A 25,721-nucleotide genomic window follows, 5' to 3' on the forward strand; every position below is an offset into this window, starting at 1 on the left:
CGCGCTGTCATCACTCGGCATGACAAATGTCAGAGCGGTGCGGGGACACGAAAAGACCCCGGTCCAGAAGGACCGGGGTCTCATTCCCGAGCGGACGACGAGGCTCGAACTCGCGACCTCAACCTTGGCAAGGTTGCGCTCTACCAACTGAGCTACGTCCGCATGTGCTCCCGACCGGCTTTCACCGATCGGTGCGGGCACCAGCCTACCTGATCCACAACAGTGGCCGGTACGGCGGTGCAGAGCGGGTGACAGGAATCGCACACTGCGCCTTCCCCCTGGAAGGGGGATGTTCTACTACTGAACTACACCCGCATGTCTCCGTGAGCTGGGCCTTTGCGGCCTTGCCCCTCGGCGTGCTCCAGACTCTAGCTGATCAGCAGGGGTGCTGCGCAAGTCGGTTGCCGCGAGGGGCCGGTGAGCGGCCGTCGGCCCGGCCCGGACGGACCGTCACTGGGCGGCGGTGAACGCCTCGTAGACCTTCTTGGGGATGCGGCCGCGCGCGGGGACCTCCATCTTGTGGGCCTGCGCCCAGGCGCGCACGGCCGAGGGGTCCGGCGCGACCTCCGTCTGCCGGTACGCCCGGCCCGAGCGGGAACGCGTACGGCCGGCCTCGACGTAGGGCGCGAGCGCCTTTCGCAGTTCGCCGGCGTGGACCTCGCTCAGGTCGATCTCGTACGACGTGCCGTCCAGTCCGAAGGCGATCGTTTCCGCCGCTTCGGAGCCGTCGATGTCGTCGAAGAGGGTGACCACGACCTTCTGAGCCACGAATATCGGTCCCTTCTTGCGGCACTTTGCCAATTCATTTGTACAGTGCCCGGCAATACTTGGCGAAGCCCGACTAAATCCCTTCTGCGTGTCCGTACGCAATGGGTTTCGGGTGTCGATCCGGAATCTTTCCCGAAACTTTCGTGTGCGCGGGCGCCGATGCCGGATCGTGATGGCTGTCACGTAGATTCCTACAAGTCAACGCGCGTAGAAATTTTGTGCGGGTAGTCTGAAGGAACCTGCTCAGCACCACACACCGGGAGTGCCAGTGGCACGCGTCGTAGTCGACGTCATGCTCAAGCCGGAGATCCTCGACCCCCAGGGCCAGGCGGTCCAGCGCGCACTGCCGCGGCTGGGTTTCGAAGGGATCTCGGACGTCCGCCAGGGAAAGCGTTTCGAACTGGAAGTTGACGGGCCGGTCGACGAGGCCGCCCTCGCCCGCATTCACGATCTTGCGGAGTCCTTCCTCGCGAACACCGTGATCGAGGACTTCACCGTCCGGGTCGAGGATGTCGCGGAGGCCGTGAAGTGACCGCTCGTATCGGCGTCGTCACTTTTCCGGGGAGCCTGGACGACCGGGACACACAGCGCGCGATCCGCCTGGCGGGGGCCGAGCCGGTCGCCCTGTGGCACAAGGACAAGGACCTCAAGCAGGTCGACGCCGTGGTGCTGTGCGGCGGTTTCTCGTACGGCGACTACCTGCGGGCCGGCGCCATCGCCCGTTTCTCGCCGGTGATGGACCCGCTGCTGGAGCAGGCGAAGGCCGGCCTGCCGGTCCTCGGCATCTGCAACGGCTTCCAGATCCTCACCGAGGCCCACCTGCTGCCCGGCACGATGCTGCGCAACGACCACCTGCACTTCATCTGCCGCGACCAGAAGCTGCGGGTGGAGAACGCCGGGACCGCCTGGACCACCGACTACACGGCCGGCCAGGAGATCCACATCCCGCTGAAGAACAACGACGGGCAGTACGTCGCCGACACGTACACGCTCGACAAGCTGGAGGCCGAGGGCCGGGTCGCCTTCCGGTACCTCGACTTCAACCCGAACGGCTCCCAGCGGGACATCGCCGGCGTCACCAACGAGGCCGGCAACGTGGTCGGTCTGATGCCGCACCCGGAGCACGCCGTGGAGCCGCTCATCGGCACCGGCCGCACCGACGGCCTCCCCTTCTTCACCTCGATCCTCAAGAAGCTGGTCAACGCATGAGCCGGACGCCTCTGGACACGGTCGAGCACGCGGCCGCGACCCCCGACGTCGAGCTGCCCTGGGCCGAACTCGGCCTGAAGAAGGACGAGTACGAGCGCGTGGTCGAGATCCTCGGCCGCCGGCCCACCGGGGCCGAGCTCGCCATGTACTCGGTCATGTGGTCCGAGCACTGCTCGTACAAGTCCTCCAAGGTGCACCTGCGCCAGTTCGGCGAGAAGGCGCCCGAGAACGACGCCATGCTCGTCGGCATCGGCGAGAACGCCGGTGTGGTCGACGTCGGCCAGGGCTACGCGGTCACCTTCAAGGTCGAGTCGCACAACCACCCGTCGTACGTCGAGCCCTACCAGGGCGCGGCCACCGGTGTGGGCGGCATCGTCCGCGACATCATCGCCATGGGCGCCCGCCCGGTCGCGGTCGTCGACCCGCTGCGCTTCGGTGCCGCCGACCACCCCGACACCAAGCGCGTCCTGCCGGGCGTCGTCGCGGGCATCGGCGGCTACGGCAACTGCCTGGGCCTGCCCAACATCGGCGGCGAGGTCGTCTTCGACGCCTGCTACCAGGGCAACCCGCTGGTCAACGCCGGTGCCATCGGCGTCATGCGGCACGAGGACATCCACCTCGCCAAGGCGTCCGGCGCGGGCAACAAGGTCATCCTGTACGGGGCCCGGACCGGCGGCGACGGCATCGGCGGCGCGTCCATCCTGGCCTCCGAGACCTTCGACGACGCCAAGCCCTCCAAGCGCCCCGCCGTCCAGGTCGGCGACCCCTTCCAGGAGAAGCTCCTCATCGAGTGCACCCTGGAGGCGTTCAAGGAGAAGCTGGTCGTCGGCATCCAGGACCTCGGCGCCGCCGGACTGTCCTGCGCCACCAGCGAGCTGGCCTCCAACGGCTCCGGCGGCATGCGCGTCACCCTGGACGACGTGCCCCTGCGCGACTCCACGCTCTCGCCCGAGGAGATCCTCATGAGCGAGTCGCAGGAGCGCATGTGCGCGGTCGTCGAGCCGGAGAAGGTCGACCGCTTCCTGGAGATCTGCGCGAAGTGGGACGTCATCGCCACCGTCATCGGTGAGGTGACCGACGGCGACCGCCTGGAGATCTACTGGCACGGCGGCAAGATCGTCGACGTGGACCCGCGCACGGTCGCACACGAGGGCCCGGTCTACGAGCGCCCCTACGCCCGTCCCGACTGGCAGGACGCGCTCCAGGCCGACGACGCGAACAAGCTGCCGCGTCCGGAGACCTCCGAGGAGCTGAAGGACCAGGTCCTGAAGCTGGTCTCCTCCCCGAACCAGGCCTCCAAGTCCTGGATCACCAGCCAGTACGACCACTTCGTGCAGGGCAACACCGTCCTCGCCCAGCCCGAGGACTCCGGCATGATCCGGATCGACGAGGAGACCGGCCTCGGTGTGGCCCTCGCCACGGACGGCAACGGCCGGTACGCCAAGCTCGACCCGTACCACGGCGCCCAGCTGGCCCTGGCGGAGGCGTACCGCAACGTCGCCACCACCGGCGCCAGGCCGCTCGCCGTCTCCGACTGCCTGAACTTCGGCTCGCCCGAGGACCCGGCGGTCATGTGGCAGTTCGCGGAGGCCGTGCGCGGACTGGCCGACGGCTGCCAGCAGTTGGGCACCCCGGTGACCGGCGGCAACGTCTCCCTCTACAACCAGACGGGCGAGGCCGCGATCCACCCGACGCCGGTCGTCGCGGTCCTCGGCGTGATCGACGACGTGGCCCGCCGCACCCCGGTCGCCTTCCAGGAGGAGGGCCAGCTGCTCTATCTCCTCGGCGACACGCGGGAGGAGTTCGGCGGCTCGGCCTGGTCCCAGGTCGTCCACGACCACCTCGGCGGCCTGCCGCCCAAGGTCGACCTGGAGCGTGAGCGCCTGCTGGCCGAGATCCTCATCTCCGCCTCCCGCGACGGCATGATCGACTCCGCGCACGACCTGTCCGACGGCGGTCTGGTCCAGGCGGTCGTCGAGTCGGCGCTGCTGGGCGGCAAGGGCGCGCGCCTGATCGTCCCGGACGGCCTGGACGCGTTCACCTTCCTGTTCTCCGAGTCGGCGGGCCGCGCGGTCGTGGCCGTGCCGCGCTCGGAGGAGGTCCGCTTCAACGACATGTGCGGCGCACGCGGCCTGCCGGCCACCCGCATCGGCGTCGTCGACGGCGACACGGTGGACGTCCAGGGCGAGTTCGCCCTCACCCTGGCCGAACTCCGCGAGGCCCACGAGACGACGATCCCGTCCCTCCTGGCCTGACCCGCCCCCCGAAGCCCCCACCCGGACGCCCGGGCGGGGGCTTCGGCCTGTCCGCCCGCCCTCTTGTGCGAGATTACGTACTTCCGTAATATCGAAGGGTGGATCTGGAACAGCGCGTCGCCGCCCTCGAAAGCCGTCTCGCCGCCCTGGAAGGTGCCGAGCGCACCGGCCCCCGCCTCGACGGAAGTGACTTCTGGGCCCTCAACGGGCTGAAGGAGCAGCTCTCCGGGGCGGACATCGCCGACGGAGGGGTTCTCTACACGGGCTCGGTGCGACTGCCGACGGGCGAGGAGTACGCCTGGCAGATGACGGCCCTGACCGGTGACCTGCTGGACGGCGACGGGTCGGCGGAAGCCGAGTCGTTCGCGGCGCTCGGCCACCCCGTCCGGCTCCGGCTGCTGCGCGAGATCCTCGGCGGCCGGCGCACCGCGGCCGAACTCGCCGAACTGGACGGCGTCGGCACGACCGGCCAGATCTACCACCACCTGCGCCAGCTCACCGGAACCGGCTGGCTGCACACGACGGGGCGGGGCCGCCACGAAGTGCCGCCGGGGCGGGTCGTCCCGCTGCTGGTCGCACTGGCGACGGCCCGGCCGTAGCGCCGACAGGGGGACGCGATGTCCGTACGCAAACTCGGCATGACGGCTTTCCGCAGCCTGCACCTGGCCTTCTTCGGGCTGGTGATCGCCCATGTCTGCTTCGGCTGGGACCACTCGATCCGGTGGGACTTCCTTCCCCTGGTGCTCGCGTACGCCGTCGTCACCGTGACCAACCGGTGGGGCGGCGCCCCCGACAGCGCGCGGGTGGCGCCGGAGCCCGTCGAGGTGGCCCCGCCCGTCACCGGTCGCTGGTCCGCGCTGAACAGCCCGGCCGACCGGACCCCGAGCCACGGCGTCCACGCGCACGGCCAGACGTACGCCATCGACGTCCTGGCCGAGCCCGCGCCGGGTGCCCGCCCCGGCTTCCGGTGGCTGTGGCCGCTCGCCCGCCGCCCCGAGGACTTCCCGGCCTTCGGCGCGCCCGTCCTGGCGGTCGCCGACGCCACCGTCGTGAGGGCCGTCGACCACCGGCGCGACCACCTCAGCCGCACGTCCCTGCCCGGGCTGCTGTACCTGATGCTGGTCGAGGGCTCGGTGCGCGAACTGGCCGGTACCGGGCACATCCTCGGCAACCACGTCGTGCTCGACCTGGGCGACGGCACCTACGCCGCCTACGCCCACCTCGAGCGCGGCTCCGTGACCGTCCGCGAGGGCGACCGCGTGCGGGCCGGGCAGGCCGTCGCCCGCTGCGGCAACTCGGGCAACTCCTCCGAGCCGCACCTGCACTTCCAGCTGATGGACGGCCCCGACCCGGACGCCGCCCGGGGTGTCCCCTTCAGCTGGCGCGGCATCGGCGTCCCCCGGAACAAGGAGGCCTTCGAGGTGCCCGAGGACGTGCCCGTCCTAGGCTGAGCCCCATGCCTCCGGCCAAGAAGCGCACCCGCAGTTACGACCCCGTCAAGATCCGCGCAGCCGTGCTCGGCCAGTTCGGGAACGTGCGGCAGGCCGTCCGGAGCCTCACCCCGGAGCAGCTAGCGCTGCCGACCCGGCTCGGCGACTGGACCGTGCGGGAGCTGGCGGCCCACGTGACCATGGCCGTGGAGACGGTCAGCCGCAACCTCGACCGCGAGGCGCCGGCCCGTGCGGAACTCGGTCTGCTCGACTGGCCCGCCGCCACCGCCGGCCGGGCCGCCGACATCGACGACGGCACCCGGCGGCTCGCGGCGGCCCACCCGGACCTGGACGCGCTGTACGCCGAGTCCGCGGAACGCCTGGCGAGGAAGCTCGCGGACGCCCCCGGCAGCCGCGTCCTCGCCACCCGCACGGGCGCCATGACCCTCGACGACTACCTGGTCACCCGCACGGTCGAACTCGTCGTCCACACCGACGACCTCAACGCCGCCGTCCCCGGCCTCGGCATTCCCGTCGAACGCCAGGCCCTGGGGGCCTGTACGCGCCTGCTGGCCGACGCGCTCGCCGCCAAGGCCGCGGGCGGCTCGACGGAGGTGCGGGTGCCGCCCTTCGCGGTGGTGCAGTGCGTGGCGGGCCCGCGGCACACCCGAGGCACCCCGCCCAACGTCGTCGAGACGGACCCCCTGACCTGGATCCGGCTCGCGACCGGGCGGCTGGACTGGGCCGCGGCGCTCAAGGAAGCGCAGGTCAGCGCCAGCGGCGAGCGCGCCGATCTGGCCCCGCACCTGCCCCTGATGGGGTGACGCCCCGGCCCGTCCGGGACGCGCGCGTCATCACAAGGGGAACCGATCCCCCCGGGTGTTCCGTCGAAGTGACATGGACAAGCAGAAGCAGCGCATGACCCTGACGGCCGCCGCCATGCTCGTCCCGCTCCTGGCGGCGTGCGGCAGCGAGAAGGCGGACGGCGGCAGCGGCTCGGCCGGTGCCGGGCGGCAGCAGGTCACCGGCGTGCGGTGGAGCGTGGACAGCGTCACCGCGGCCGGCCGGACCCACAAGGCCCCCACCGGCGCCCACGTGACCTTCGACAAGGGCCGCGCCGAAGGCAGCTTCGGCTGCAACGACTTCAGCGCGAAGGCCGAGGTCGACGGCGACCGCATCCGGCTCGGCAAGACCATGGCCACCCAGATGGCCTGCGCGGACCAGCCCATGGCCTTCGAGGCGACGCTGGCCCGCACCCTGTCCGGCCGGGAGCTGGAGACCGGGGGCGACAGCGGCCACCTCACCCTCACCACCGACGAGGGCGCCACCGTCCGGCTGAGCAAGGCGAAGGACGCCCCGCTGGCCGGCACCCGCTGGACCATCACGACCCCGGACCTCGACGGCCGCGCCCACCTCACCTTCGACGACGAGAAGGGCACCGTCTCCGGCAGCCTCGGCTGCAACAAGGTCAACGCCAAGGCCACCGTGCGCGACGGCCATATCACCCTGGGCCGTCCGGCCACCACCCGAATGATGTGCGAAGACTCACTCATGACCGGCGAGAAGACCCTGCTGCGCCTTTTCGAGGCGCGGCTGACGTACGCGGTCGATCAGCAAACCCTCACGCTGACCAGCGAGAACGGCACGACGGTCCGGGCCGGCGCCGCCCGGTGACCCACCAGGAAGTCCGGTTTCCCCAATTCGGACCAACGGTCGACCTCGCCTACACTCGGTGGCGTGCCACGTGGTGACGGACGACTCAACCACGACCTGCTCCCCGGCGAGAAGGGCCCCCAGGACGCTTGCGGCGTCTTCGGTGTCTGGGCTCCGGGCGAAGAGGTCGCCAAGCTCACGTACTTCGGGCTCTACGCCCTCCAGCATCGAGGCCAGGAATCCGCGGGAATCGCGGTCAGCAACGGCTCACAGATCCTCGTCTTCAAGGACATGGGCCTGGTCTCGCAAGTCTTCGACGAGACCTCCCTCGGTTCGCTCCAGGGTCACATCGCGGTCGGACACGCCCGCTACTCGACCACCGGTGCCTCCGTCTGGGAGAACGCCCAGCCGACGTTCCGTGCCACCGGGCACGGCTCCATCGCGCTCGGCCACAACGGCAATCTCGTCAACACCGCCCAGCTCGCCGAGATGGTCGCCGACCTGCCCAAGCAGGAGGGCGGCCGCGCCCCGCGCGTCGCGGCGACCAACGACACCGATCTGCTCACCGCGCTCCTCGCGGCCCAGACGGACGAGGACGGCAAGCCGCTGACCATCGAGGAGGCCGCGCACAGCGTCCTCCCGCAGGTCCGGGGCGCCTTCTCCCTCGTCTTCATGGACGAGCACACCCTGTACGCGGCCCGCGACCCGCAGGGCATCCGCCCGCTGGTCCTCGGCCGCCTGGAGCGCGGCTGGGTCGTCGCCTCCGAGTCCGCAGCCCTCGACATCTGCGGCGCCTCCTACGTCCGCGAGATCGAACCGGGCGAGTTCGTCGCCATCGACGAGAACGGCCTGCGCACCTCTCGATTCGCGGAAGCGAAGCCCAAGGGCTGCGTCTTCGAGTACGTCTACCTCGCCCGCCCGGACACCGACATCGCCGGCCGGAACGTGTACCTCTCCCGCGTGGAGATGGGCCGCAAGCTGGCGAAGGAGGCCCCGGTCGAGGCGGACCTGGTCATAGCGACCCCGGAGTCCGGCACGCCCGCCGCCATCGGATACGCGGAGGCCTCCGGCATCCCGTTCGGCGCCGGCCTGGTGAAGAACGCCTACGTGGGCCGGACCTTCATCCAGCCCTCGCAGACCATCCGCCAGCTGGGCATCCGCCTGAAGCTGAACCCGCTGAAGGAAGTCATCAAGGGCAAGCGCCTGGTCGTCGTCGACGACTCGATCGTGCGCGGCAACACCCAGCGGGCCCTGGTCCGCATGCTCCGTGAGGCGGGCGCCGCCGAGGTCCACATCCGGATCTCCTCGCCGCCCGTGAAGTGGCCCTGCTTCTTCGGCATCGACTTCGCCACCCGCGCCGAGCTCATCGCCAACGGCATGACGATCGACGAGATCGGCACCTCCCTGGGGGCCGACTCCCTGGCCTACATCTCCATCGACGGCATGATCGAGGCGACCACCATCGCCAAGCCGAACCTGTGCCGTGCCTGCTTCGACGGCGAGTACCCGATGGAGCTCCCCGACCCGGAGCTGCTCGGCAAGCAGCTGCTGGAGACGGAGCTGGCCGCCGGCCCGGCCGCCACGGCCGCAGCCGACGCGATCCGCCGCCCGTAGAGGCCCGTAACACCCGCCGTACGACACGAAGGTTCTCCCAGCCATGTCCGAGAAACCCCTTGCCGAAGGCGGCGCCAGCTACGCAGCCGCGGGCGTCGACATCGAAGCCGGCGACCACGCCGTCGAGCTGATGAAGGAGTGGGTGAAGAAGGCGCAGCGCCCCGAGGTCCTCGGCGGCCTCGGCGGTTTCGCCGGCCTCTTCGACGCCTCCGCCCTGAAGAACTACGAGCGCCCGCTGCTCGCCTCCGCCACGGACGGTGTCGGCACCAAGGTCGACATCGCCCGACAGCTGGGCATCTACGACACCATCGGCCACGACCTGGTCGCGATGGTCATGGACGACATCGTGGTGTGCGGCGCCGAGCCGCTGTTCATGACCGACTACATCTGCGTCGGCAAGGTCCACCCCGAGCGCGTCGCCGCGATCGTCAAGGGCATCGCCGAGGGCTGCGTGCTGGCCGGGTGCGCCCTGGTCGGCGGCGAGACGGCCGAGCACCCGGGCCTGCTGGGCGAGGACGACTTCGACGTCGCCGGCGCCGGCACGGGCGTCGTGGAGGCCGACCGGCTGCTGGGCGCGGATCGCATCCGTACGGGTGACGCGGTGATCGCCATGGCGTCCTCCGGTCTTCACTCCAACGGGTACTCCCTCGTCCGCCACGTCCTGCTGAACCAGGCGGGCCTGGCGCTGGACGCGCACATCGAGGAACTCGGCCGCACCCTCGGCGAGGAGCTGCTGGAGCCGACGAAGATCTACTCGCTGGACTGCCTGGCCCTGATGCGCACCACGGAGGTGCACGCCTTCAGCCACGTCACCGGCGGTGGGCTCGCGGCCAACCTGGCCCGTGTGATCCCCGACGGGCTGCACGCGATCGTCGACCGCTCCACCTGGACGCCGGCCCCGATCTTCGACCTCGTCGGCCGGACGGGCCGGGTCGAGCGCCTGGAGCTGGAGAAGACGCTGAACATGGGCGTGGGCATGATCGCGATCGTGCCCCAGGAGTCCGTGGACGTGGCCCTGGCGACCCTGGCCGACCGCGGTGTGGACGCCTGGGTGGCCGGAGAGATCACGGAACGGGGCGAGCACCCCACGGGTGCCGCCCTGATCGGTGACTACGCGAACTGAGGCACGGGGCCATCACCCGCACGCAGCACAGAACCCGGTCGGTGACCGACGGTCACCGACCGGGTGAGTGCTCAGTGCAAGGTCAAGCGCCGCGACGATGCTGCGAGGACTGGCCGTCCTCGTCCTCGTCGTCGTCCTCGTAGAGGTCGGCGTACCGTGCGTACAGGTCGTCGTCATCATCGTCTTCGAACGGCTCGCCGTTAGGCGGCTGCGGATTCGAAGGCGATGCACCCAGCTCCTCGGCCAGGCGTGAGAGATCAGTCCCGCCGCTGTTGTACTTCAGCTGGCGGGCGACCTTCGTCTGCTTGGCCTTGGCCCGGCCGCGCCCCATGGCTCGACCCCCTCAACGACGGGGCTCGACGGCCCCAGAGTCTTGACACGCGTTCATGGTCCGGCACGGACTCTCCACAGAGAGACCGGTCCGTAGGGCTTCCACGGTACCTGAGCCCGCGCCCATACGGTACGTCGCCCGCATGACGTGCCCGCGCCCAGGACCTTCGAGGCGCCCCGTCCTCGCTGGTCAACCGCGATTTTAACCACTTATCGGCGGTCGACCCGCCGGGAGAAGTGAGAGTTCTCTCTAACTGCCCTCCGGCGGGTACCGGTCAAACGTACGAGACCCCGGGGCCGGGCCGGGCGGGTCAGCCCGCCCGGCGTGCCGCGGCCGCGTCCTGCATGCGCTGCTCGGCGATCCGGTCGGCCGCGGCGGCCGGCGGGATGCCGTCCTCCTTCGCACGTGCGAATATGGCCAGCGTGGTGTCGAAGATCTTCGACGCCTTCGCCTTGCACCGGTCGAAGTCGAAGCCGTGCAGCTCGTCGGCGACCTGGATGACGCCGCCCGCGTTCACCACGTAGTCCGGCGCGTAGAGGATGCCGCGGTCGGCGAGGTCCTTCTCCACGCCCGGGTGGGCGAGCTGGTTGTTGGCCGCGCCGCAGACCACCGTGGCGGTGAGCGCGGGCACCGTGTCGTCGTTCAGGGCCCCGCCGAGCGCGCAGGGGGCGTAGATGTCCAGGCCCTCGGCGCGGATCAGGGTGGCGGTGTCGGCCACGGCCGTGACGCCCGTCGGGTGGGCGGCGAGGATGCGGCCCACGGCCTCCTCGCGCACGTCCGTGATGACGACCTCGGCGCCCTCGGCCCGCAGGTGCTCCACCAGGTGGTGGCCGACCTTGCCGACGCCGGCGATGCCGACCTTGCGGCCCCGCAGCGAGGGGTCGCCCCACAGGTGCTGCGCGGAGGCGCGCATGCCCTGGTAGACGCCGTAGGCGGTCAGGACGGAGGAGTCGCCCGCGCCGCCGTTCTCCGGCGAGCGGCCCGTCGTCCAGCGGCACTCGCGGGCCACGACGTCCATGTCGGCCACGTAGGTGCCGACGTCGCAGGCGGTGACGTACCGGCCGCCGAGCGAGGCGACGAACCGGCCGTAGGCGAGGAGCAGCTCCTCGGTCTTGATCTTCTCCGGGTCACCGATGATCACGGCCTTGCCGCCGCCGTGGTCGAGACCGGCCATGGCGTTCTTGTACGACATCCCCCGGGCGAGGTTCAGCGCGTCGGCGACGGCCTCGGCCTCGTTCGTGTAGGGGTAGAAGCGCGTACCGCCGAGCGCGGGGCCCAGGGCGGTGGAGTGCAGGGCGATGACGGCCTTGAGGCCGCTCGCGCGGTCCTGGCAGAGCACGACCTGCTCATGTCCTCCCTGGTCCGAGTGGAACAGGGTGTGCAGTACATCAGCAGGTGCGCCGGTTACGTCGGTCACTGTGGTGACTCCTGAGTAAGTTGCGGCGGGCGGAGGCGGCCCCCGTGCGGGTGGCGGGGACTGTTGAGCACGAGATTAGAGCCTGGCGGCCCTGCCGGGCGCACCGTGCTCAGGATCACCTCCGAGCGGAGTACACCCGTGCGACGATTTGCATGGATTTACCGTGCGACCGCGCGTGGGCCCGGCAGGTTTTCGCGGCGGCGCGCGGGGGAGGGAGCAGGCGTGCCCAAGGTGACCTCGGTGATCGTCCCGTACGCGACCTATCTGCGCGTGTACGAGCCGCTGGCCGCCTTTCCCGAGCCCGAGCGCAGCCACTGGGCGCGGTACGCCCGTCGCGGCGACCGTCCCTCCTACCAGGACGAACTCCGCCGTGCGCTGGCCGACTTGGCGCCCACGCCGCCCGTGCCCGTGCCGGTGCACGAGAGCGAGGACGCCTTCGTGCTCGACATCGACGGGGTGGTCTGCGTGTGCCCCTGGCGCACCCGGCTGCGCGGCTGGCAGGCCCTGGACGATCTCTCCGGCGAGCTGCCGCCCCCGGTCCTGGACGCGGTCCTGCCGCCCCTCCTGCGCGACCAGGCGGCCCAGGACTACGAGCGCTGGCTGACCGACCACCCGGACGCCCGGCCGTGGATCCGCACGGCGACCTGGCAGGTGCCCATCAACTGGTTCGTCCTGGTCTCCGACGAGGAGCGGGAGTACGACCAGGGCGCCGCCGCGGACAGCCCGCCCGTCCTGCGCTACCGCACCCCGATGGTCCAGGCCCGGCGGCGGGTGGCCCGAGGTCTGCGCGCCCTGCGCGAGGCGATGGACGAGGGGCCGCTGATCGACGGGCTGGTGGACGTCGGGCGGTGGCTCGAGGAGTTCCACCCGCGTTCGCTGGTGGAACTGGACTACGGCGGCCTCGTGCACGCCCTGCCGGCCGGGGCGCTGGAGGAGGACCACTCGGCGGCGGACGTGGCCGAGGGCATCGCCGCGCTGCGCCGGGGCGACGGCACGGCCGCCGGCGAGGCCTACGCCCGGCTCGTGGAGCGGTGGCGTTCCGTACGGGATCTCCGGTCCGCCAACTGACCCCTGACCTCGCCGTCGGCACGTACCGCTCGCGGTTGGTCACGAACTGACGTTTGACGAACCGCCCGATTTGGGGTTTCGTCCTCGCACCGAGTTCCTGAAGCGGGCCGAGCGTTTCCTGAGGCTTCGTCAACAAGGGACGTAGGACCCGATCCGGGCAGACCTCGCAAGTAGGCCAAGCGTGACGGACTGCACGTACGAGGCCCTTGCGCCGCTTGCCCCTCCTCATGCCAAAATAGGACAAGGAGTCCGGGGAGGGCTCCTCCGTCCTGTAGTGCTGCACTATGGGTGGAATCTCAGCATTGCACGCTTTGGGGGGTCTGGTGCCTTCCTGATCACCGCGTGACTGATCGTCACAGCGGTGTGACTGTCCGCTATGGCATGGTCCATCGGCTTCCGTCGCTGATGAACACCTGGAGGGGCAATTCCATCGGTTTGGCCGACGCGGCTGGACAGATGGTGTAGTTGTAGTGCCGAGGACAAGCCGTTCGTCCTATAACCGACTCGACTCGCGTCCGCCATTTCGGGCAACGCGGGTCAAGGTGCAGAATTTAGAGGAAAGAACCGAGAAGGTTCGGTTCTCCCGAGGAGGCCGCTCATGACCGCTCGCACCCCTGATGCCGAGCCGCTGCTGACCCCGGCTGAGGTCGCCACCATGTTCCGCGTCGACCCCAAGACGGTCACGCGGTGGGCGAAGGCCGGCAAGCTCACGTCGATCCGCACGCTCGGCGGGCATCGGCGCTACCGCGAGGCCGAGGTCCGCGCTCTGCTCGCGGGCATCCCGCAGCAGCGCAGCGAGGCCTGAACAACTGAATACCGGTCGAATCGGTCCGTCCCCCAACTGGCCGTGACGTCCGGGCCCACAGCTCCAAGCGACGCGGGGTGCTGCCCCAACAGCCCCCACGCCCACGCCAGTCAGAGCAGCACTACAGGCATATGACAGGGTGCGTCGTCGATCGCGCTGGACTCCGCCGGGTCCAGCGCGATCTTTTTTGTGCCCTCCTGCCGGTCCGCCGGCCTGCCGGTGAGCGGCCTTGTCGGAGTCTGGGGGGCGGGTGAAGCGCGGGCGCCGGATCCCCTTCGGGCGGGAGTCTCGTGAGGGGTGCAATTGCACATATTAAATTGACCGGTTGTAGGAGGGGCGTAAGTACCGCACTTCTCCCGGAACATGCGGTGACTCCCGTCACATACCGCACGGCTTGTTGGCTCGCCGCTCGGTGCGGTAGAGGGACGCGCGGCCCCAGCGGCCGCCGCCGGCACGGGCGTTGGGCGGCCGGGGGTCAGGCGGGTGCGGGGCTCTCGTCCTCCCGGGCCGGCGGCGGCTCGGGTGCGGTGGCCCCCGGGGCGGACTCCATCGCCAGCCGCAGCAGGCGATGGCAGATCGGGCAGTGCCGGGTGAGGTGCCGGTACGACGACGCGGCCGCCAGGTGTGCGCGGAGCAGCGCCCGCGTCTCGTGCCTAGCCGATGCCGCCATACGCCACCTCCGGGGAGCCGTGCAGGGAACGGCCCCTGGTTCCGGAGTACCGGCCGGTTGAGGGAGCGTCAAGACGGCGCGAGAGGCCCGGGGGCCCGTAGATGACGGGGCGTCGGCCAGGTGGCCCGGTTCCGGCGCCAGGGTGCATCCCGGGCCGTCGCCGGTTCGGCGGAGACGACGAGAGGCCCGGATCCGAAGATCCGGGCCTCTCTCACTGCGGTCCTGACGGGATTTGAACCCGCGGCCTCCACCTTGACAGGGTGGCGAGCACTCCAAACTGCTCCACAGGACCAGGTTTCGCTGCGCGATTCTTGCGTTGCGCTGCGAGAAGAGACTGTACAGGAGGGTGAGCCGCGGGTCGAACTCACCCTGCGTGTGCACGTCGTTACGGCACCGCCGCGTCGATCGCCTTCACGATCCGCTTGTCGGAGACGGGGTATGCCGTGCCCAGCGCGTGGGCGAAGTAGCTGACCCTGAGCTCCTCGATCATCCAGCGGATGTCCAGGACCGCCGACGGGACCGGCCGGCCCTGCGGCATCTGCTCCAGGAGCCAGGCGTACTCGTCCTGCATCTCGCGGACCTTCTCCATGCGCGTGGTGTCGCGCTGAACGTTCGTCGGCATCTGCTGCAGACGCCGGTCGGCGGCCACGAGATAGCGCATCAGGTCCGGCAGCCGGCGCAGACCGGCCTCCGTCACGAACCCGGGCTTCACGAGCGCGTCCAGCTGCTTCCGCACGTCCTGGAGGTTCGGCAGCAACGCGGGGCTGCGCACGGCCTTCAGCCGGCGTTCGCAGGCCTGCCAGGCGGCGAGGACCTGCTGCACCTGACCCACCGTGCGGACCGTCGTGTCGACGATCTCGGCACGCACCTTGTCGTACAGCTTCCGGTGGGACTCCTCGTCCCAGGCCGGTCCGCCGAGGTCGCCGATCAGCTTGTCGGCGGCCGCCATGGCGCAGTCGTCGAACAGGGCCTGGATCGAGCCGTGCGGGTTGGCCGACAGGGCCAGCTTCTGCGCGTTCGTCAGCCTCTCCGAGGCGAACTTCGCCGGGTTGACCGGGATGTTGCGCAGGATGAGCCGGCGCGTGCCCTTCCACATGGCCTCCGCCTGCTCGGCCTCGGTGTCGAAGAGGCGTACGGAGACGGTGTCGCCGTCGTCGACCAGCGCCGGGTAGGCCTTCACCGGCTGGCCGGCCCGGCGCGTCTCGAAGACGCGGGTGAGCGTGCCGATCGTCCAGTCGGTGAGGCCCTCGCGCTCCAGGGACTCGCCGCCCTGCCGCTCGGCCGTGGCCGCCGCGGCCTGCGAGAGGGCCTTGCGGGCCTTGGGCTTCAGCCGGAGCTTCAACGCCTCCAGGTCCTTGTCCTCGGCCAGTTTGCGGCGCCGCTCGTCGACGATCCGGAACGTGATCCGCAGGTGGTCGGGGACCTTGGTCCAGTCGAAGTCGTCCGGCTCGAAGGGGACGCCGACCATGAGCCGCAGCTCGCGGGCCATGGTCGTGGTCAGCGGCTCCTGGAGGGGCACCGCCTTGTCCAGGAACGCCTTCGCGTAGTTCGGCGCGGGCACGTAGTTGCGGCGAATGGGCTTGGGCAGGGAGCGGATCAGCTCCGTCACCAGCTCCTCGCGCAGGCCCGGGATCTGCCAGTCGAAGCCCTCGTCCGTCACCTGGTTGAGCACCTGGAGCGGGATGTGGACGGTCACGCCGTCGGCGTCGGCGCCGGGTTCGAACTGGTACGTCACACGGAACTTGAGGTTCCCCTGGCGCCACGCGTCCGGGTAGTCGGCCTTGGTGACCTCGCCCGCCTTCTCGTTGATGAGCATCTCGCGCTCGAAGTCGAGGAAGTCGGGCTGCTCCTGGCGCTTGCGCTTCCACCAGGAGTCGAAGTGCGCGCCGGAGACGACGTGTTCGGGGATGCGCCGGTCGTAGAAGTCGAAGAGCGTCTCGTCGTCGACGAGGATGTCGCGGCGCCGGGCGCGGTGCTCCAGCTCCTCGACCTCGGTGAGCAGGCGGCGGTTGTCCGAGAAGAACTTGTGGTGGGTGCGCCAGTCGCCCTCGACGAGCGCGTTGCGGATGAACAGCTCACGGCTGATCTCCGGGTCGATCCGCCCGTAGTTGACCTTCCGCTGCGCCACGATCGGCACGCCGTACAGCGTGACCTTCTCGTACGCCATCACGGCCGCCTGGTCCTTCTCCCAGTGCGGTTCGCTGTAGGTGCGCTTGACGAGGTGCTGGGCGAGGGGTTCGACCCACTCCGGCTCGATCTTCGCGTTGACCCGGGCCCAGAGGCGGGAGGTCTCGACGAGTTCGGCGGACATCACGAAGCGCGGGGGCTTCTTGAACAGCGCCGAACCCGGGAAGATCGCGAACTTGGCGTTGCGGGCGCCCAGGTACTCGTTCTTCGCGCCCTCCTTCACGTCCTTCATGCCCACGTGGGACAGCAGGCCGGCGAGCAGGGAGAGGTGGACGCGGTCGGCCGGGGCGTCGTCGTCGTTGAGATGGATGCCCATCTGCTTGGCGACCGTGCGCAACTGCGTGTAGATGTCCTGCCATTCACGGATGCGAAGGAAGTTGAGGTACTCCTGCTTGCACATCCGGCGGAAGGAGGACGAACCGCGCTCCTTCTGCTGCTCGCGCAGGTAGCGCCAGAGGTTGAGGTACGCCAGGAAGTCGCTGGTCTCGTCCTTGAAGCGGGCGTGCTGCTGGTCGGCCTGGGCCTGCTTGTCGGCGGGGCGCTCCCGCGGGTCCTGGATGGACAGCGCGGCGGCTATGACCATGACCTCGCGGACGCAGCCGTTCCTGTCGGCCTCCAGGACCATCCGGGCCAGCCGCGGGTCGACGGGCAGCTGGGCGAGCTTGCGGCCGGTGTCGGTGAGCCGCTTGCGGGGGTGCTTCTGCGCCGGGTCGAGAGCGCCCAGCTCCTGCAGGAGCTGCACGCCGTCGCGGATGTTGCGGTGGTCCGGCGGGTCGATGAAGGGGAACTTCTCGATGTCGCCGAGGCCGGCCGCGGTCATCTGCAGGATGACGGAGGCCAGATTCGTCCGGAGGATCTCCGCGTCCGTGAACTCCGGCCGGGCGTTGAAGTCGTCCTCGCTGTACAGCCGGATGCAGATGCCGTCGGACGTGCGGCCGCAACGGCCCTTGCGCTGGTTGGCGCTGGCCTGCGAGACCGGCTCGATCGGCAGGCGCTGCACCTTGGTGCGGTGGCTGTAGCGCGAGATGCGGGCGAAGCCGGGGTCGATGACGTACTTGATGCCCGGGACGGTCAGGGACGTCTCGGCGACGTTCGTGGCCAGCACGATCCTGCGGCCCGTGTGCGGCTGGAAGACGCGGTGCTGCTCCGCGTGCGAGAGCCGGGCGTAGAGCGGCAGGATCTCCGTGAAGCGGTAGTTCTTCTTGGTCAGGGCGTCGGCGGTGTCGCGGATCTCGCGCTCGCCGGAGAGGAACACCAGGATGTCGCCCTGGCCCTCCTTCTGCAGTTCCTCGACGGCGTCGGTGATCGCGGTGATCTGGTCGCGGTCGGCGTCGTCGCCGTCCTCCTCCAGGAGCGGGCGGTAGCGCACCTCGACGGGGTACGTACGGCCGCTGACCTCGATGATCGGGGCGTCGCCGAAGTGCCGTGAGAAGCGCTCCGGGTCGATCGTCGCCGAGGTGATGACGACCTTCAGGTCGGGGCGCTTGGGCAGCAGCTGGGCGAGGTAGCCGAGCAGGAAGTCGATGTTGAGGGACCGTTCGTGGGCCTCGTCGATGATGATCGTGTCGTAGGCGCGCAGCTCGCGGTCGGTCTGGATCTCGGCGAGCAGGATGCCGTCCGTCATCAGCTTGACGCAGGTGGACTCGGGGTCGACCTGGTCGGTGAAGCGCACCTTCCAGCCGACGGTCTCGCCGAGGGGCGTGTTCAGCTCCTCCGCGACGCGCTCGGCGACGGTGCGGGCGGCGATCCTGCGCGGCTGGGTGTGGCCGATCATGCCGCGCACGCCCCGGCCGAGCTCCATGCAGATCTTGGGGATCTGCGTCGTCTTGCCGGAGCCGGTCTCGCCGGCGACGATCACGACCTGGTGGTCGCGGATCGCGGCCGCGATGTCGTCCTTCTTCTGGCTGACCGGCAGCTGCTCGGGATACGTGATCTCCGGCACGCGGGCGCGCCGGGCCGCCAGCCGCTCCTCGCCCTTGGCGATCTCCGCCTCGATCTCGGCGAGGACGGCGGCCCGGGCCTCCGGCTTACGGATCTTGCGCGCGCCTTCGAGCCGCCGCCCGAGCCGGTGCGCGTCGCGCAGGGACAGCTCGGTCAGACGGGGGGCGAGGGCGCCGAGGGCGGGGGCGGGGTGCGTAGACATACGCGGTCCAGGATCTCATCCCGGCGAATTCCGTGGCGAACGCTTTTGCCCCGGCGCCGGCCCCGGGCGCCCGGAACCCCTCCCGGCGGCCTCGGCCGTAGGCTGAAGGCGGCCGGGGTGGGCCGAGCAGGTCGTGCGGCGGGGGGACGGGTTGGGGCGGCAGGAGCGATACCGCTGTCGCCTGCTCTCCTGGGCAGCAGCAGCCAGACGTTGTTGTCCAGGGCCAGCATGGCGAAGCCCGGGCGGCCGGCACGGGGCCCCCATGACGTCCCACCGTTCCAGCAGGCGGACCCGACGCACGACCTCGCCACCTCCTCCGGCCTGATCGACGGCATCCGTCCGCTCTAGTCGAGGAATCCGAGTGCGTTGTCCGGGCGGCACTGGGGGCAGGGTTTGACGCCGTCCGCCAGGGCCCGGCGGGCCTCGTCCCGTTCCAGGCTCCTGGACCGCTTCCCGGCGTTCCAGCAGTCGCCGACGTGCACGTACACCGGGTCGTGGCCGGACAGGCCCCGTTCGAGCAGCCACTGTGGCGCCGGCGGCCGTGCTTCGCGCCCTTGGCGCCGCTCGGCCTCGCGGGTCTCCTCGACCGCGATCCACCGGTCGATCTGGGCCAGGGCCGCCTTGGCCTGCCGGACCACCACACGGCGCGCGAAGCGCAGCAGCTCGAGCCGGGACGGCGGTTCCTCGTTCACATGTTCGATTCTAGGGTCGGGCGACCCACCCGTCACCCCGCCCCCGCGTACGGGCGGCGGCCCGGCCCGTAACGGGCTTCACAGGACATCCACCATGTGGGGCATCGTGGTCACAGACGTCGCTGTGCGACCGTGGACGGACAGTGAGACCGACCGGCACGCTCAGGTGCCGGTCTTTCGGGAAGCCGGGGGTTGCCCCCATCACGGGCACTCGGCCCCGCCATCGTCGCGACGCCCTCCCGGGGAGTGTTTCGCCGTTGGGCTCATCCACCCCCGGAGGGGGGCGTGCCCGCGTGACCATCACCACCACCGTCAACGGCACCTCCGCACGCATCCACGCACGCGGGGAGATCGACTCCCACACCCTCACCCCACTGCGCGCCGCGGTCGCCGCGCTGCCGCCGCAGGTGACCGACCTCCAGTGGGATCTGACCGGCACCGCCTTCATGGACGTGGCCGGCCTCCACCTGCTCTTCAACCCGGCCCTCGGTGACCTGGCGCTCCGCGTCACCGTGACCGGGCTGGGCCGGCAGCCGACCTGGCTGCTGCGCCTCGCCGCCGAGACGAATCCGGTCGTCTTCGACCTCTCCCGCCTGCTGCCCGACGGCTCTTCGGCCTGCTCTGCGGTCTCGTGAACGGTGCAACCCGGTCGGCGCCCACCGGCTGGCGTGGACGACACGAAAGAGCCCCTCTCCGGAATCCCGGAGAGGGGCTCAAGCCCTGGTGAGGGCTGCGGTGGCTGGGGCCGGGGTCGAACCGGCGACCTTCCGCTTTTCAGGCGGACGCTCGTACCAACTGAGCTACCCAGCCACGAGGTTTCACGTGAAACCTCAGCGGTCCTGACGGGATTTGAACCCGCGGCCTCCACCTTGACAGGGTGGCGAGCACTCCAAACTGCTCCACAGGACCAAGCTTTCGTACGACAGTGTCGCACAGGGTGGTGCGTGCCCCCAACGGGATTCGAACCCGTGCTACCGCCTTGAAAGGGCGGCGTCCTAGGCCGCTAGACGATGAGGGCTATCGGCCCGCCTGGGCGCTTCTCAGCGCGTCGGGGACGTGAGAAGCATATGGGATGGCGGGAGCTATCGCCAAAACGGTTTACGGGCGTGGGGTCGCGGACGGGGAGGGGCGGGCCGTTCCCGTGCCCGCTCCCTCCGACCCGGTGGGGCTCGGGGACGGGTTCGCGCCCGGCTGGTTCTCCTCCGGCAGATGGCGGCTCACCTCGGCGGTGGTGAGGCCGAGCCCGCCCAGTTCGATCTCGTCCCAGGCCTGGAGATGGCGCGTCTCCCGGTCGAAGTAGAGGATTGACGCCTCGATGGGGTCGGGGTGCTTGCCCTCGATGGCGCGCAGCCCGCTGCCGCCCGTGGAGCCCTCGATACGGAGCCGGGTGCCGTACGTCAGGACCTTCATCTCGTCGTGGTGCAGGTGCCCGGCCAGGACCAGGGGGACCTCACCGTCGACCTCGCGCGCGGCGGAGGGCTCGTGGGCCACGGCGATGTCCACCGGGGTGCCCGCGGAGCGCTGGTCGCGCAGGGCCGTGGCCAGACGGGCACCGGCCAGCTCCTGCGACTGCTCGGCACCGGTGCGGCGCGAGCGGTCCGGGGTGAACTGCGGGTCGCCCATGCCGGCGAAGCGCAGGCCCTTGATGGTCTCGGCCCGGCCCCCGTCGAGGACGTGGACGTTCTTCAGGCCCTCCAGGTACTCCTGGGTGATCATCGAGTCGTGGTTGCCGCGCACCCAGACGTAGGGCGCGCCGAGGTCCTCGACCGGGTCGAGGAAGCCGTTCTCGGCGGCCGTGCCGTGGTCCATCGTGTCGCCCGAGTCGACGATCACGTCCACCTTGTACTGCTCCACCAGCGAGGCGATGATCTTCCAGCTCGCCGGGTTCAGATGGATGTCGGAGACGTGCAGGACCCGGATCGTGGAGGGATCGGGGGCGTAGGCGGGGAGGGTGGAGGTGGCGTCGTAGAGCCTGGTGACGTTGGTGACCAGACGGGCCAACTCCTTCTGGTAGACGTCGAATTCCGTGACGATGCTGCGCGCGTTGCCGACCAGGGACGGGGCCGAGGTGAGCAGGCCGGAGAACCGGGGCTCCAGCACGGAGTCGGGGCGCCAGGTGGCGTACGCCGTGCCGCCCGAGGCGGCGAGCAGGGTGAGGGCGAGGCCGCCGGCGGCCAGAGCGCGCCGCGGCCGGCGGTAGACGGCGAGGCCGAGCGCGGTGGCTCCGGTGACGACGGCGACCCCGGACCGTAGGGCCAGGTCGAGGGTGCCGCGGCCGATGTCCTCGGTGACCTCGTCCTGGAGGCCGGAGAGGCGCTCGGGGTGGTCGACCAGGGCCCGGGAGCGGTCCGGGTCGAGCTGGTCGACGTTCACGTCCAGGCGGAACGGCGCGCTGTGGCTGTCCAGCTGCAGGGCGCCCAGCGGTGAGATGTTGATCTTCGTGCCGCCCGTGAAGGACGGCCGCAGGGTCATGGTGGTGTCCATGGGACCGACCGGGACCCGTACGTTGCCCACGACCAGCAGGCCGAGCCAGGCGCCGGCGAGCACCACCGTCACCAGCCCCAGCGCCCGGGCCCAGGGGTGCGGCTGAGGCACGAGGGCGATCGTGGCGGGCGCCTGGCGGGCGCGGTAGCGGCGGGCCAGGGCGTGCGGGACGGTGCGGACGGGCTTCAGGACACGCAGGACTGCGGCGGGGACGCGGGCCATTGATCCCGTATGCCCAAGTCGGCAGCCGGGTATGCGGCGCCGGGAGGCTCTCGCGGACCGGGGTCGTGGCGGACAATGGGCCTGTGCTGGAGATGACGCGCGAGGAGTTCGAGGAGCTGGTCGCCGAGGCGCTCGACCGGATCCCGCCGGAGCTGACCCGACTGATGGACAACGTCGCGGTGTTCGTCGAGGACGAACCGCCCGCGGACGATCCGGAGCTGCTCGGGCTCTACGAGGGGACTCCGCTGACCGACCGCGGCGAGTGGTACGCCGGTGTGCTGCCGGACCGGATCACGATCTACCGCAATCCCACCCTGCGGATGTGCGCGTCGCGCGAGGACGTGGTCGCCGAGACGGAGGTCACCGTGGTGCACGAGATCGCGCACCACTTCGGCATCGACGACGAGCGCCTTCACGCCCTGGGCTACGGCTGACCGGGTTGTGAATACGGGGCGCGTGTCCTCTTGTGGGCGGCGGGAGTTGGAGGTGTTGACTCCCTCACCCTTCCCGGAGGTGGCCCCGTGCGCCCCTTGTACGTACCCGTCCGCCTGGCCGCCACGGTCGTGGCCGTCGCCGCCGCCGCGGGCTGCATGAGCGTCGGCGACGACGGCGCGGGCGGGAGCGTCGAGCCGTCGCGTTCCGCCGGGCACCACGCCGGTGAGGGGCCCGGAGGCGGCGCGGGGCTCTCGGGCGGCTCCGGGCCCGGGGCCGTGTCGGCCGACGGCAAGCGGGGGCACGGCAAGGGCAAGAAGCGCGGCAAGGGCAAGGGCAAGGGCAAGGACGGCGAGGCGAAGGAGTCGGCGTCCCCCGCCACCTCGCCGTCCGCCCGGGCGAGCGCGTCCGCACCCGGGCGGGACAAGCCGGGCAGGCCGTCCCGGCCCACGGCCAAGCCGCCCGCCCCGCCCGAGCCCACCCGCACGGCCGAGCCGGACCCCACGCCGACACCCCCCGAGCCGACGACGAGCCCGGAGCCCACGCCCGAGCCCTCGTCCTCGGCGCACGAGCCGCCCGGACCGCAGCTGGCCCAGCGGGAACCGGCCCCCGAGGCGGGGGTACCGGTGTAGGCCGGGGCGCGGGGGTGTCCCGCGGGTCCCGGGCGGGCCGGGGAACAATCCGCGGGGGACGCTGGTTGAGGCACTACGGAAGGGCCCGGCGGTCTGCGGACGAGGGCGCCTTCCCGCTGTCACCCGCTCGGTCCGGTTTGCGTCAAGGGACCCGGACTGCGTATGGTGGCAGATCGTTTGATCCCATCTTGCCCGGCGCCACCGCAGAGCGCGCCGTGTGGCGCGTACTCTCCCTTGCCGTGGTGGACCGCATTGAGGCGGTCGTATTGCGAATCGCGAATCACGGAGTTGACGGGCGCGTGCCGACTTGAGACTCCGGAAGGTTTCGCATTCGCATGTCCATCGCCAGTACTGATCACGTCGTCGTGCCCGAGAACGAGGCAGTCGAGGACGCCCCCGAGACCACCTTCGCTGACCTCGGTCTGCCCGAGGGTGTCGTGCGCAAGCTCGCGCAGAACGGCGTGACCACCCCCTTCCCGATCCAGGCCGCGACCATCCCGGACGCCCTGGCCGGCAAGGACATCCTCGGCCGCGGCCGCACCGGCTCCGGCAAGACCCTCTCCTTCGGTCTGCCGACCCTGGCGCGTCTCGCCGGCGGCCGCACCGAGAAGCACAAGCCCCGCGCGGTCATCCTCACCCCGACCCGCGAGCTCGCGATGCAGGTCGCGGACGCCCTCCAGCCGTACGGCGACGTCGTCGGCCTGAAGATGAAGGTCGTCTGCGGCGGTACGTCGATGGGCAACCAGATCTACGCCCTGGAGCGCGGCGTCGACGTCCTCGTCGCCACCCCGGGCCGGCTGCGCGACATCATCAACCGTGGCGCCTGCTCCCTGGAGAACGTCGAGGTCGCCGTCCTCGACGAGGCCGACCAGATGTCCGACCTGGGCTTCCTGCCCGAGGTCACCGAGCTGCTCGACCAGGTCCCGGCCGGCGGCCAGCGCATGCTGTTCTCGGCCACGATGGAGAACGAGATCTCCACGCTGGTCAAGCGCTACCTCAGCAACCCGGTCACGCACGAGGTCGACAGCGCCCAGGGCAACGTCACGACCATGTCGCACCACATCCTCATCGTGAAGCCCAAGGACAAGGCGCCGGTCACCGCCGCGATCGCCTCCCGCAAGGGCCGCACGATCATCTTCGTCCGCACCCAGCTGGGCGCCGACCGCATCGCCGAGCAGCTGTGTGACGCCGGTGTGAAGGCCGACGCGCTGCACGGCGGTATGACGCAGGGCGCGCGCACCCGCGTGCTGGAGGACTTCAAGAAGGGCTACGTCAACGCGCTCGTCGCGACCGACGTCGCCGCCCGCGGCATCCACGTCGACGGCATCGACCTGGTGCTGAACGTGGACCCGGCCGGGGACCACAAGGACTACCTGCACCGGTCCGGCCGTACCGCGCGTGCGGGCCGCTCCGGCACCGTCGTGTCGCTGTCCCTGCCGCACCAGCGGCGTCAGATCTTCCGGCTGATGGAGGACGCGGGCGTCGACGCCTCGCGCCACATCATCCAGGGCGCCGGCGCCTTCGACCCCGAGGTCGCCGAGATCACCGGGGCCCGGTCGATGGCCGAGGTCCAGGCCGAGTCCTTGGGCAACGCGGCGCAGCAGGCCGAGCGTGAGGTCGCCCAGCTCACCAAGGAGCTGGAGCGCGCCCAGCGGCGTGCGAACGAGCTGCGCGAGGAGGCCGACCGGCTGCTGGCCCGGGTCGCGCGTGAGCGCGGCGAGGAGCCCGTGGCCGCCGTGGCCGCCGCGGACGCCGAGGCCGGGGACGCCACGGTCGCCGTCGAGGTGTCGGTGCCGGAGCAGCCCACCGCCAAGGACGTCGAGCGCGAGGACCGCGCCGAGGCCCCCGCGCCCTACGAGCGCCGGGAGCGGCGCGAGGAGCGCGGCGGGGCCGGGCGCGACCGGTACGCCGACCGGGACCGGTCCTTCGACCGTGACCGCGGTGGCCGCTCCTTCGACCGTCGTGACGACCGTGGTGGCCGTTCCTTCGAGCGTCGTGACGACCGCGGCGGCTTCAACCGCGACCGCGACCGTGACCGCGGTGGCCGTTCCTTCGACCGCCGGGACGACCGTGGCGGCCGTTCCTTCGAGCGTCGTGACGACCGCGGCGGTGACCGGGGCGAGCGCGGCGGCGGCTTCCGCCGTGACGACCGCGGTGGCCGTCCCTTCGAGCGCCGTGACGACCGCGGTGGCCGTTCGTTCGAGCGTCGTGACGACCGCGGCGGCTTCAACCGCGGCGGTGACCGGGGTGAACGCGGCGGCTTCCGCCGGGACGAGCGCGGCGGGCACCGGGGCAGCGACCGTCCCTTCAACCGCGACCGTCGTGACGACCGTCCGGGCTTCCGCTCCGGCGGCCACGACCGCCCCGGGAGCGACCGTCCGGGCCACGACCGTCCGTACGGCCGGCGTGACGACCACCGCGGCGGCGGTTCCTTCGGCCGCCGTGAGGACAAGCCGCGCTGGAAGCGCAACGGCTGACGCACACGCGTGACGAGCGCCGTGGTTCCGTCCCCCAGGGGCGGGGCCGCGGCGCTTCGCCGTCCGGTGGGTCAACACGCCCGGGACGGGCGACGCGTGGGACCCATCG

The 25,721-nt window shown here is 70.9% G+C and carries 22 protein-coding genes and 6 tRNA genes; 15 read left to right on the forward strand and 13 right to left on the reverse strand.

Going from position 1 to position 25,721, the window contains the following annotated elements:
* Nucleotides 1-89: 89 nt before the first annotated feature.
* From ACZ4M5_RS26405 to ACZ4M5_RS26415, 3 genes are all read right to left on the reverse strand, one after another.
* A tRNA-Gly gene (locus ACZ4M5_RS26405) sits at nucleotides 90-162 on the reverse strand.
* An 81-nt stretch (nucleotides 163-243) separates the two neighbouring features.
* Nucleotides 244-315, reverse strand: a tRNA-Gly gene (locus tag ACZ4M5_RS26410).
* A gap of 135 nt (nucleotides 316-450) precedes the next feature.
* Complete coding sequence (locus ACZ4M5_RS26415) at nucleotides 451-768, reverse strand: histone-like nucleoid-structuring protein Lsr2 (protein WP_467740281.1); 318 nt, start codon at nucleotides 766-768, stop codon at nucleotides 451-453.
* 268 nt (nucleotides 769-1,036) lie between these two features.
* On the opposite strand from ACZ4M5_RS26415, the gene purS reads away from it, so the two are divergent.
* The 9 genes from purS to purM all read left to right on the forward strand — a co-directional run bounded on the left by purS (nucleotide 1,037) and on the right by purM (nucleotide 10,052).
* Nucleotides 1,037-1,300, forward strand: a complete 264-nt coding sequence (gene purS / locus ACZ4M5_RS26420) for a phosphoribosylformylglycinamidine synthase subunit PurS (protein ID WP_467740282.1) — start codon at nucleotides 1,037-1,039, stop codon at nucleotides 1,298-1,300.
* Nucleotides 1,297-1,977 carry a phosphoribosylformylglycinamidine synthase subunit PurQ gene (gene purQ, locus ACZ4M5_RS26425; protein WP_467740283.1) on the forward strand — a complete coding sequence of 227 codons (681 nt, stop codon included), beginning with the start codon at nucleotides 1,297-1,299 and terminating at the stop codon, nucleotides 1,975-1,977. Before purS ends, purQ begins: the two co-directional genes overlap by 4 nt.
* A complete protein-coding gene (gene purL / locus ACZ4M5_RS26430) occupies nucleotides 1,974-4,232 on the forward strand; it encodes a phosphoribosylformylglycinamidine synthase subunit PurL (protein ID WP_467740284.1) in 2,259 nt (752 codons plus the stop codon). Before purQ ends, purL begins: the two co-directional genes overlap by 4 nt.
* Before the next feature lie 98 nt (nucleotides 4,233-4,330).
* Entirely contained in the window at nucleotides 4,331-4,831 is a 501-nt protein-coding gene (locus ACZ4M5_RS26435) for an ArsR/SmtB family transcription factor (protein ID WP_467740285.1), read from the forward strand.
* 18 nt (nucleotides 4,832-4,849) lie between these two features.
* Complete coding sequence (locus ACZ4M5_RS26440; protein WP_467740286.1) at nucleotides 4,850-5,683, forward strand: M23 family metallopeptidase; 834 nt, start codon at nucleotides 4,850-4,852, stop codon at nucleotides 5,681-5,683.
* Between the two features lie 5 nt (nucleotides 5,684-5,688).
* Nucleotides 5,689-6,486 carry a maleylpyruvate isomerase family mycothiol-dependent enzyme gene (locus tag ACZ4M5_RS26445; protein ID WP_467740287.1) on the forward strand — a complete coding sequence of 266 codons (798 nt, stop codon included), beginning with the start codon at nucleotides 5,689-5,691 and terminating at the stop codon, nucleotides 6,484-6,486.
* Nucleotides 6,487-6,559: 73 nt separating this feature from the next.
* The gene (locus tag ACZ4M5_RS26450) at nucleotides 6,560-7,336 is read left to right on the forward strand and encodes an META domain-containing protein (protein WP_467740288.1); all 777 of its coding nucleotides are present in this window, start codon (nucleotides 6,560-6,562) and stop codon (nucleotides 7,334-7,336) included.
* Nucleotides 7,337-7,399: 63 nt separating this feature from the next.
* Nucleotides 7,400-8,929, forward strand: a complete 1,530-nt coding sequence (gene purF, locus ACZ4M5_RS26455; protein WP_398109301.1) for an amidophosphoribosyltransferase — start codon at nucleotides 7,400-7,402, stop codon at nucleotides 8,927-8,929.
* A gap of 43 nt (nucleotides 8,930-8,972) precedes the next feature.
* Nucleotides 8,973-10,052 carry a phosphoribosylformylglycinamidine cyclo-ligase gene (gene purM, locus ACZ4M5_RS26460; protein ID WP_467740289.1) on the forward strand — a complete coding sequence of 360 codons (1,080 nt, stop codon included), beginning with the start codon at nucleotides 8,973-8,975 and terminating at the stop codon, nucleotides 10,050-10,052.
* 82 nt (nucleotides 10,053-10,134) lie between these two features.
* Here purM and ACZ4M5_RS26465 read toward each other — a convergent pair whose 3' ends face one another.
* Complete coding sequence (locus ACZ4M5_RS26465; protein ID WP_369197575.1) at nucleotides 10,135-10,383, reverse strand: DUF3073 domain-containing protein; 249 nt, start codon at nucleotides 10,381-10,383, stop codon at nucleotides 10,135-10,137.
* A 310-nt stretch (nucleotides 10,384-10,693) separates the two neighbouring features.
* Nucleotides 10,694-11,800 (reverse strand): Leu/Phe/Val dehydrogenase, encoded by a 1,107-nt coding sequence (locus ACZ4M5_RS26470; RefSeq protein ID WP_467740290.1) that lies wholly within the window; start codon nucleotides 11,798-11,800, stop codon nucleotides 10,694-10,696.
* 222 nt (nucleotides 11,801-12,022) lie between these two features.
* Between ACZ4M5_RS26470 and ACZ4M5_RS26475 the strand changes: the two genes are divergently transcribed.
* Both ACZ4M5_RS26475 and bldC read left to right on the forward strand, forming a co-directional pair.
* Nucleotides 12,023-12,868: a DUF8083 family protein gene (locus ACZ4M5_RS26475; RefSeq protein ID WP_467740291.1), complete on the forward strand. Its 846-nt coding sequence runs from the start codon at nucleotides 12,023-12,025 to the stop codon at nucleotides 12,866-12,868.
* A 598-nt stretch (nucleotides 12,869-13,466) separates the two neighbouring features.
* Entirely contained in the window at nucleotides 13,467-13,673 is a 207-nt protein-coding gene (gene bldC, locus ACZ4M5_RS26480) for a developmental transcriptional regulator BldC (protein WP_003949541.1), read from the forward strand.
* 475 nt (nucleotides 13,674-14,148) lie between these two features.
* Here the strand turns inward: bldC and ACZ4M5_RS26485 are convergent, their stop codons facing one another.
* The 4 genes from ACZ4M5_RS26485 to ACZ4M5_RS26500 all read right to left on the reverse strand — a co-directional run bounded on the left by ACZ4M5_RS26485 (nucleotide 14,149) and on the right by ACZ4M5_RS26500 (nucleotide 19,365).
* Nucleotides 14,149-14,343 carry a DUF6274 family protein gene (locus tag ACZ4M5_RS26485; protein WP_467740292.1) on the reverse strand — a complete coding sequence of 65 codons (195 nt, stop codon included), beginning with the start codon at nucleotides 14,341-14,343 and terminating at the stop codon, nucleotides 14,149-14,151.
* A gap of 217 nt (nucleotides 14,344-14,560) precedes the next feature.
* Nucleotides 14,561-14,635, reverse strand: a tRNA-Asp gene (locus tag ACZ4M5_RS26490).
* A 93-nt stretch (nucleotides 14,636-14,728) separates the two neighbouring features.
* Nucleotides 14,729-18,673: an ATP-dependent RNA helicase HrpA gene (hrpA, locus tag ACZ4M5_RS26495; RefSeq protein ID WP_467740293.1), complete on the reverse strand. Its 3,945-nt coding sequence runs from the start codon at nucleotides 18,671-18,673 to the stop codon at nucleotides 14,729-14,731.
* Nucleotides 18,674-19,017: 344 nt separating this feature from the next.
* A complete protein-coding gene (locus tag ACZ4M5_RS26500) occupies nucleotides 19,018-19,365 on the reverse strand; it encodes a DUF6233 domain-containing protein (RefSeq protein WP_467740294.1) in 348 nt (115 codons plus the stop codon).
* A gap of 293 nt (nucleotides 19,366-19,658) precedes the next feature.
* Between ACZ4M5_RS26500 and ACZ4M5_RS26505 the strand changes: the two genes are divergently transcribed.
* Nucleotides 19,659-20,000, forward strand: coding sequence for an STAS domain-containing protein (locus ACZ4M5_RS26505; RefSeq protein WP_467740295.1), 342 nt, complete (start codon nucleotides 19,659-19,661; stop codon nucleotides 19,998-20,000).
* Nucleotides 20,001-20,101: 101 nt separating this feature from the next.
* On the opposite strand, the gene ACZ4M5_RS26510 is transcribed toward ACZ4M5_RS26505, so the two are convergent.
* The 4 genes from ACZ4M5_RS26510 to ACZ4M5_RS26525 form a co-directional block, all read right to left on the reverse strand.
* A tRNA-Phe gene (locus ACZ4M5_RS26510) sits at nucleotides 20,102-20,175 on the reverse strand.
* 24 nt (nucleotides 20,176-20,199) lie between these two features.
* Nucleotides 20,200-20,274 (reverse strand) — tRNA-Asp (locus tag ACZ4M5_RS26515).
* Between the two features lie 36 nt (nucleotides 20,275-20,310).
* Nucleotides 20,311-20,383: transfer RNA gene (locus tag ACZ4M5_RS26520), tRNA-Glu, on the reverse strand.
* 80 nt (nucleotides 20,384-20,463) lie between these two features.
* Nucleotides 20,464-22,071, reverse strand: coding sequence for a metallophosphoesterase family protein (locus ACZ4M5_RS26525; RefSeq protein ID WP_467740296.1), 1,608 nt, complete (start codon nucleotides 22,069-22,071; stop codon nucleotides 20,464-20,466).
* An 83-nt stretch (nucleotides 22,072-22,154) separates the two neighbouring features.
* On the opposite strand from ACZ4M5_RS26525, the gene ACZ4M5_RS26530 reads away from it, so the two are divergent.
* The 3 genes from ACZ4M5_RS26530 to ACZ4M5_RS26540 all read left to right on the forward strand — a co-directional run bounded on the left by ACZ4M5_RS26530 (nucleotide 22,155) and on the right by ACZ4M5_RS26540 (nucleotide 25,612).
* Entirely contained in the window at nucleotides 22,155-22,505 is a 351-nt protein-coding gene (locus ACZ4M5_RS26530; RefSeq protein ID WP_398109312.1) for a metallopeptidase family protein, read from the forward strand.
* 87 nt (nucleotides 22,506-22,592) lie between these two features.
* On the forward strand, nucleotides 22,593-23,135 hold the full coding sequence (locus tag ACZ4M5_RS26535) for a hypothetical protein (RefSeq protein ID WP_467740297.1): 543 nt from the start codon (nucleotides 22,593-22,595) through the stop codon (nucleotides 23,133-23,135).
* A 335-nt stretch (nucleotides 23,136-23,470) separates the two neighbouring features.
* On the forward strand, nucleotides 23,471-25,612 hold the full coding sequence (locus ACZ4M5_RS26540) for a DEAD/DEAH box helicase (protein WP_467740298.1): 2,142 nt from the start codon (nucleotides 23,471-23,473) through the stop codon (nucleotides 25,610-25,612).
* The last annotated feature ends 109 nt before the right edge of the window (nucleotides 25,613-25,721 follow it).

The sequence above is a fragment of the Streptomyces sp. NPDC026246 genome (assembly GCF_055567995.1).

Bases quoted from the DNA above. Each gene is read 5' to 3' on its own strand.
- purM (WP_467740289.1), top strand. From the start codon at position 8,973: ATGTCCGAGAAACCCCTTGCCGAAGGCGGCGCCAGCTACGCAGCCGCG.
- ACZ4M5_RS26445 (WP_467740287.1), top strand. From the start codon at position 5,689: ATGCCTCCGGCCAAGAAGCGCACCCGCAGTTACGACCCCGTCAAGATC.
- ACZ4M5_RS26465 (WP_369197575.1), bottom strand. From the start codon at position 10,383: ATGGGGCGCGGCCGGGCCAAGGCCAAGCAGACGAAGGTCGCCCGCCAG.
- bldC (WP_003949541.1), top strand. From the start codon at position 13,467: ATGACCGCTCGCACCCCTGATGCCGAGCCGCTGCTGACCCCGGCTGAG.
- purL (WP_467740284.1), top strand. From the start codon at position 1,974: ATGAGCCGGACGCCTCTGGACACGGTCGAGCACGCGGCCGCGACCCCC.
- ACZ4M5_RS26450 (WP_467740288.1), top strand. From the start codon at position 6,560: ATGGACAAGCAGAAGCAGCGCATGACCCTGACGGCCGCCGCCATGCTC.
- hrpA (WP_467740293.1), bottom strand. From the start codon at position 18,673: ATGTCTACGCACCCCGCCCCCGCCCTCGGCGCCCTCGCCCCCCGTCTG.
- ACZ4M5_RS26525 (WP_467740296.1), bottom strand. From the start codon at position 22,071: ATGGCCCGCGTCCCCGCCGCAGTCCTGCGTGTCCTGAAGCCCGTCCGC.
- ACZ4M5_RS26540 (WP_467740298.1), top strand. From the start codon at position 23,471: ATGTCCATCGCCAGTACTGATCACGTCGTCGTGCCCGAGAACGAGGCA.
- ACZ4M5_RS26485 (WP_467740292.1), bottom strand. From the start codon at position 14,343: ATGGCGGCATCGGCTAGGCACGAGACGCGGGCGCTGCTCCGCGCACAC.
- ACZ4M5_RS26440 (WP_467740286.1), top strand. From the start codon at position 4,850: ATGTCCGTACGCAAACTCGGCATGACGGCTTTCCGCAGCCTGCACCTG.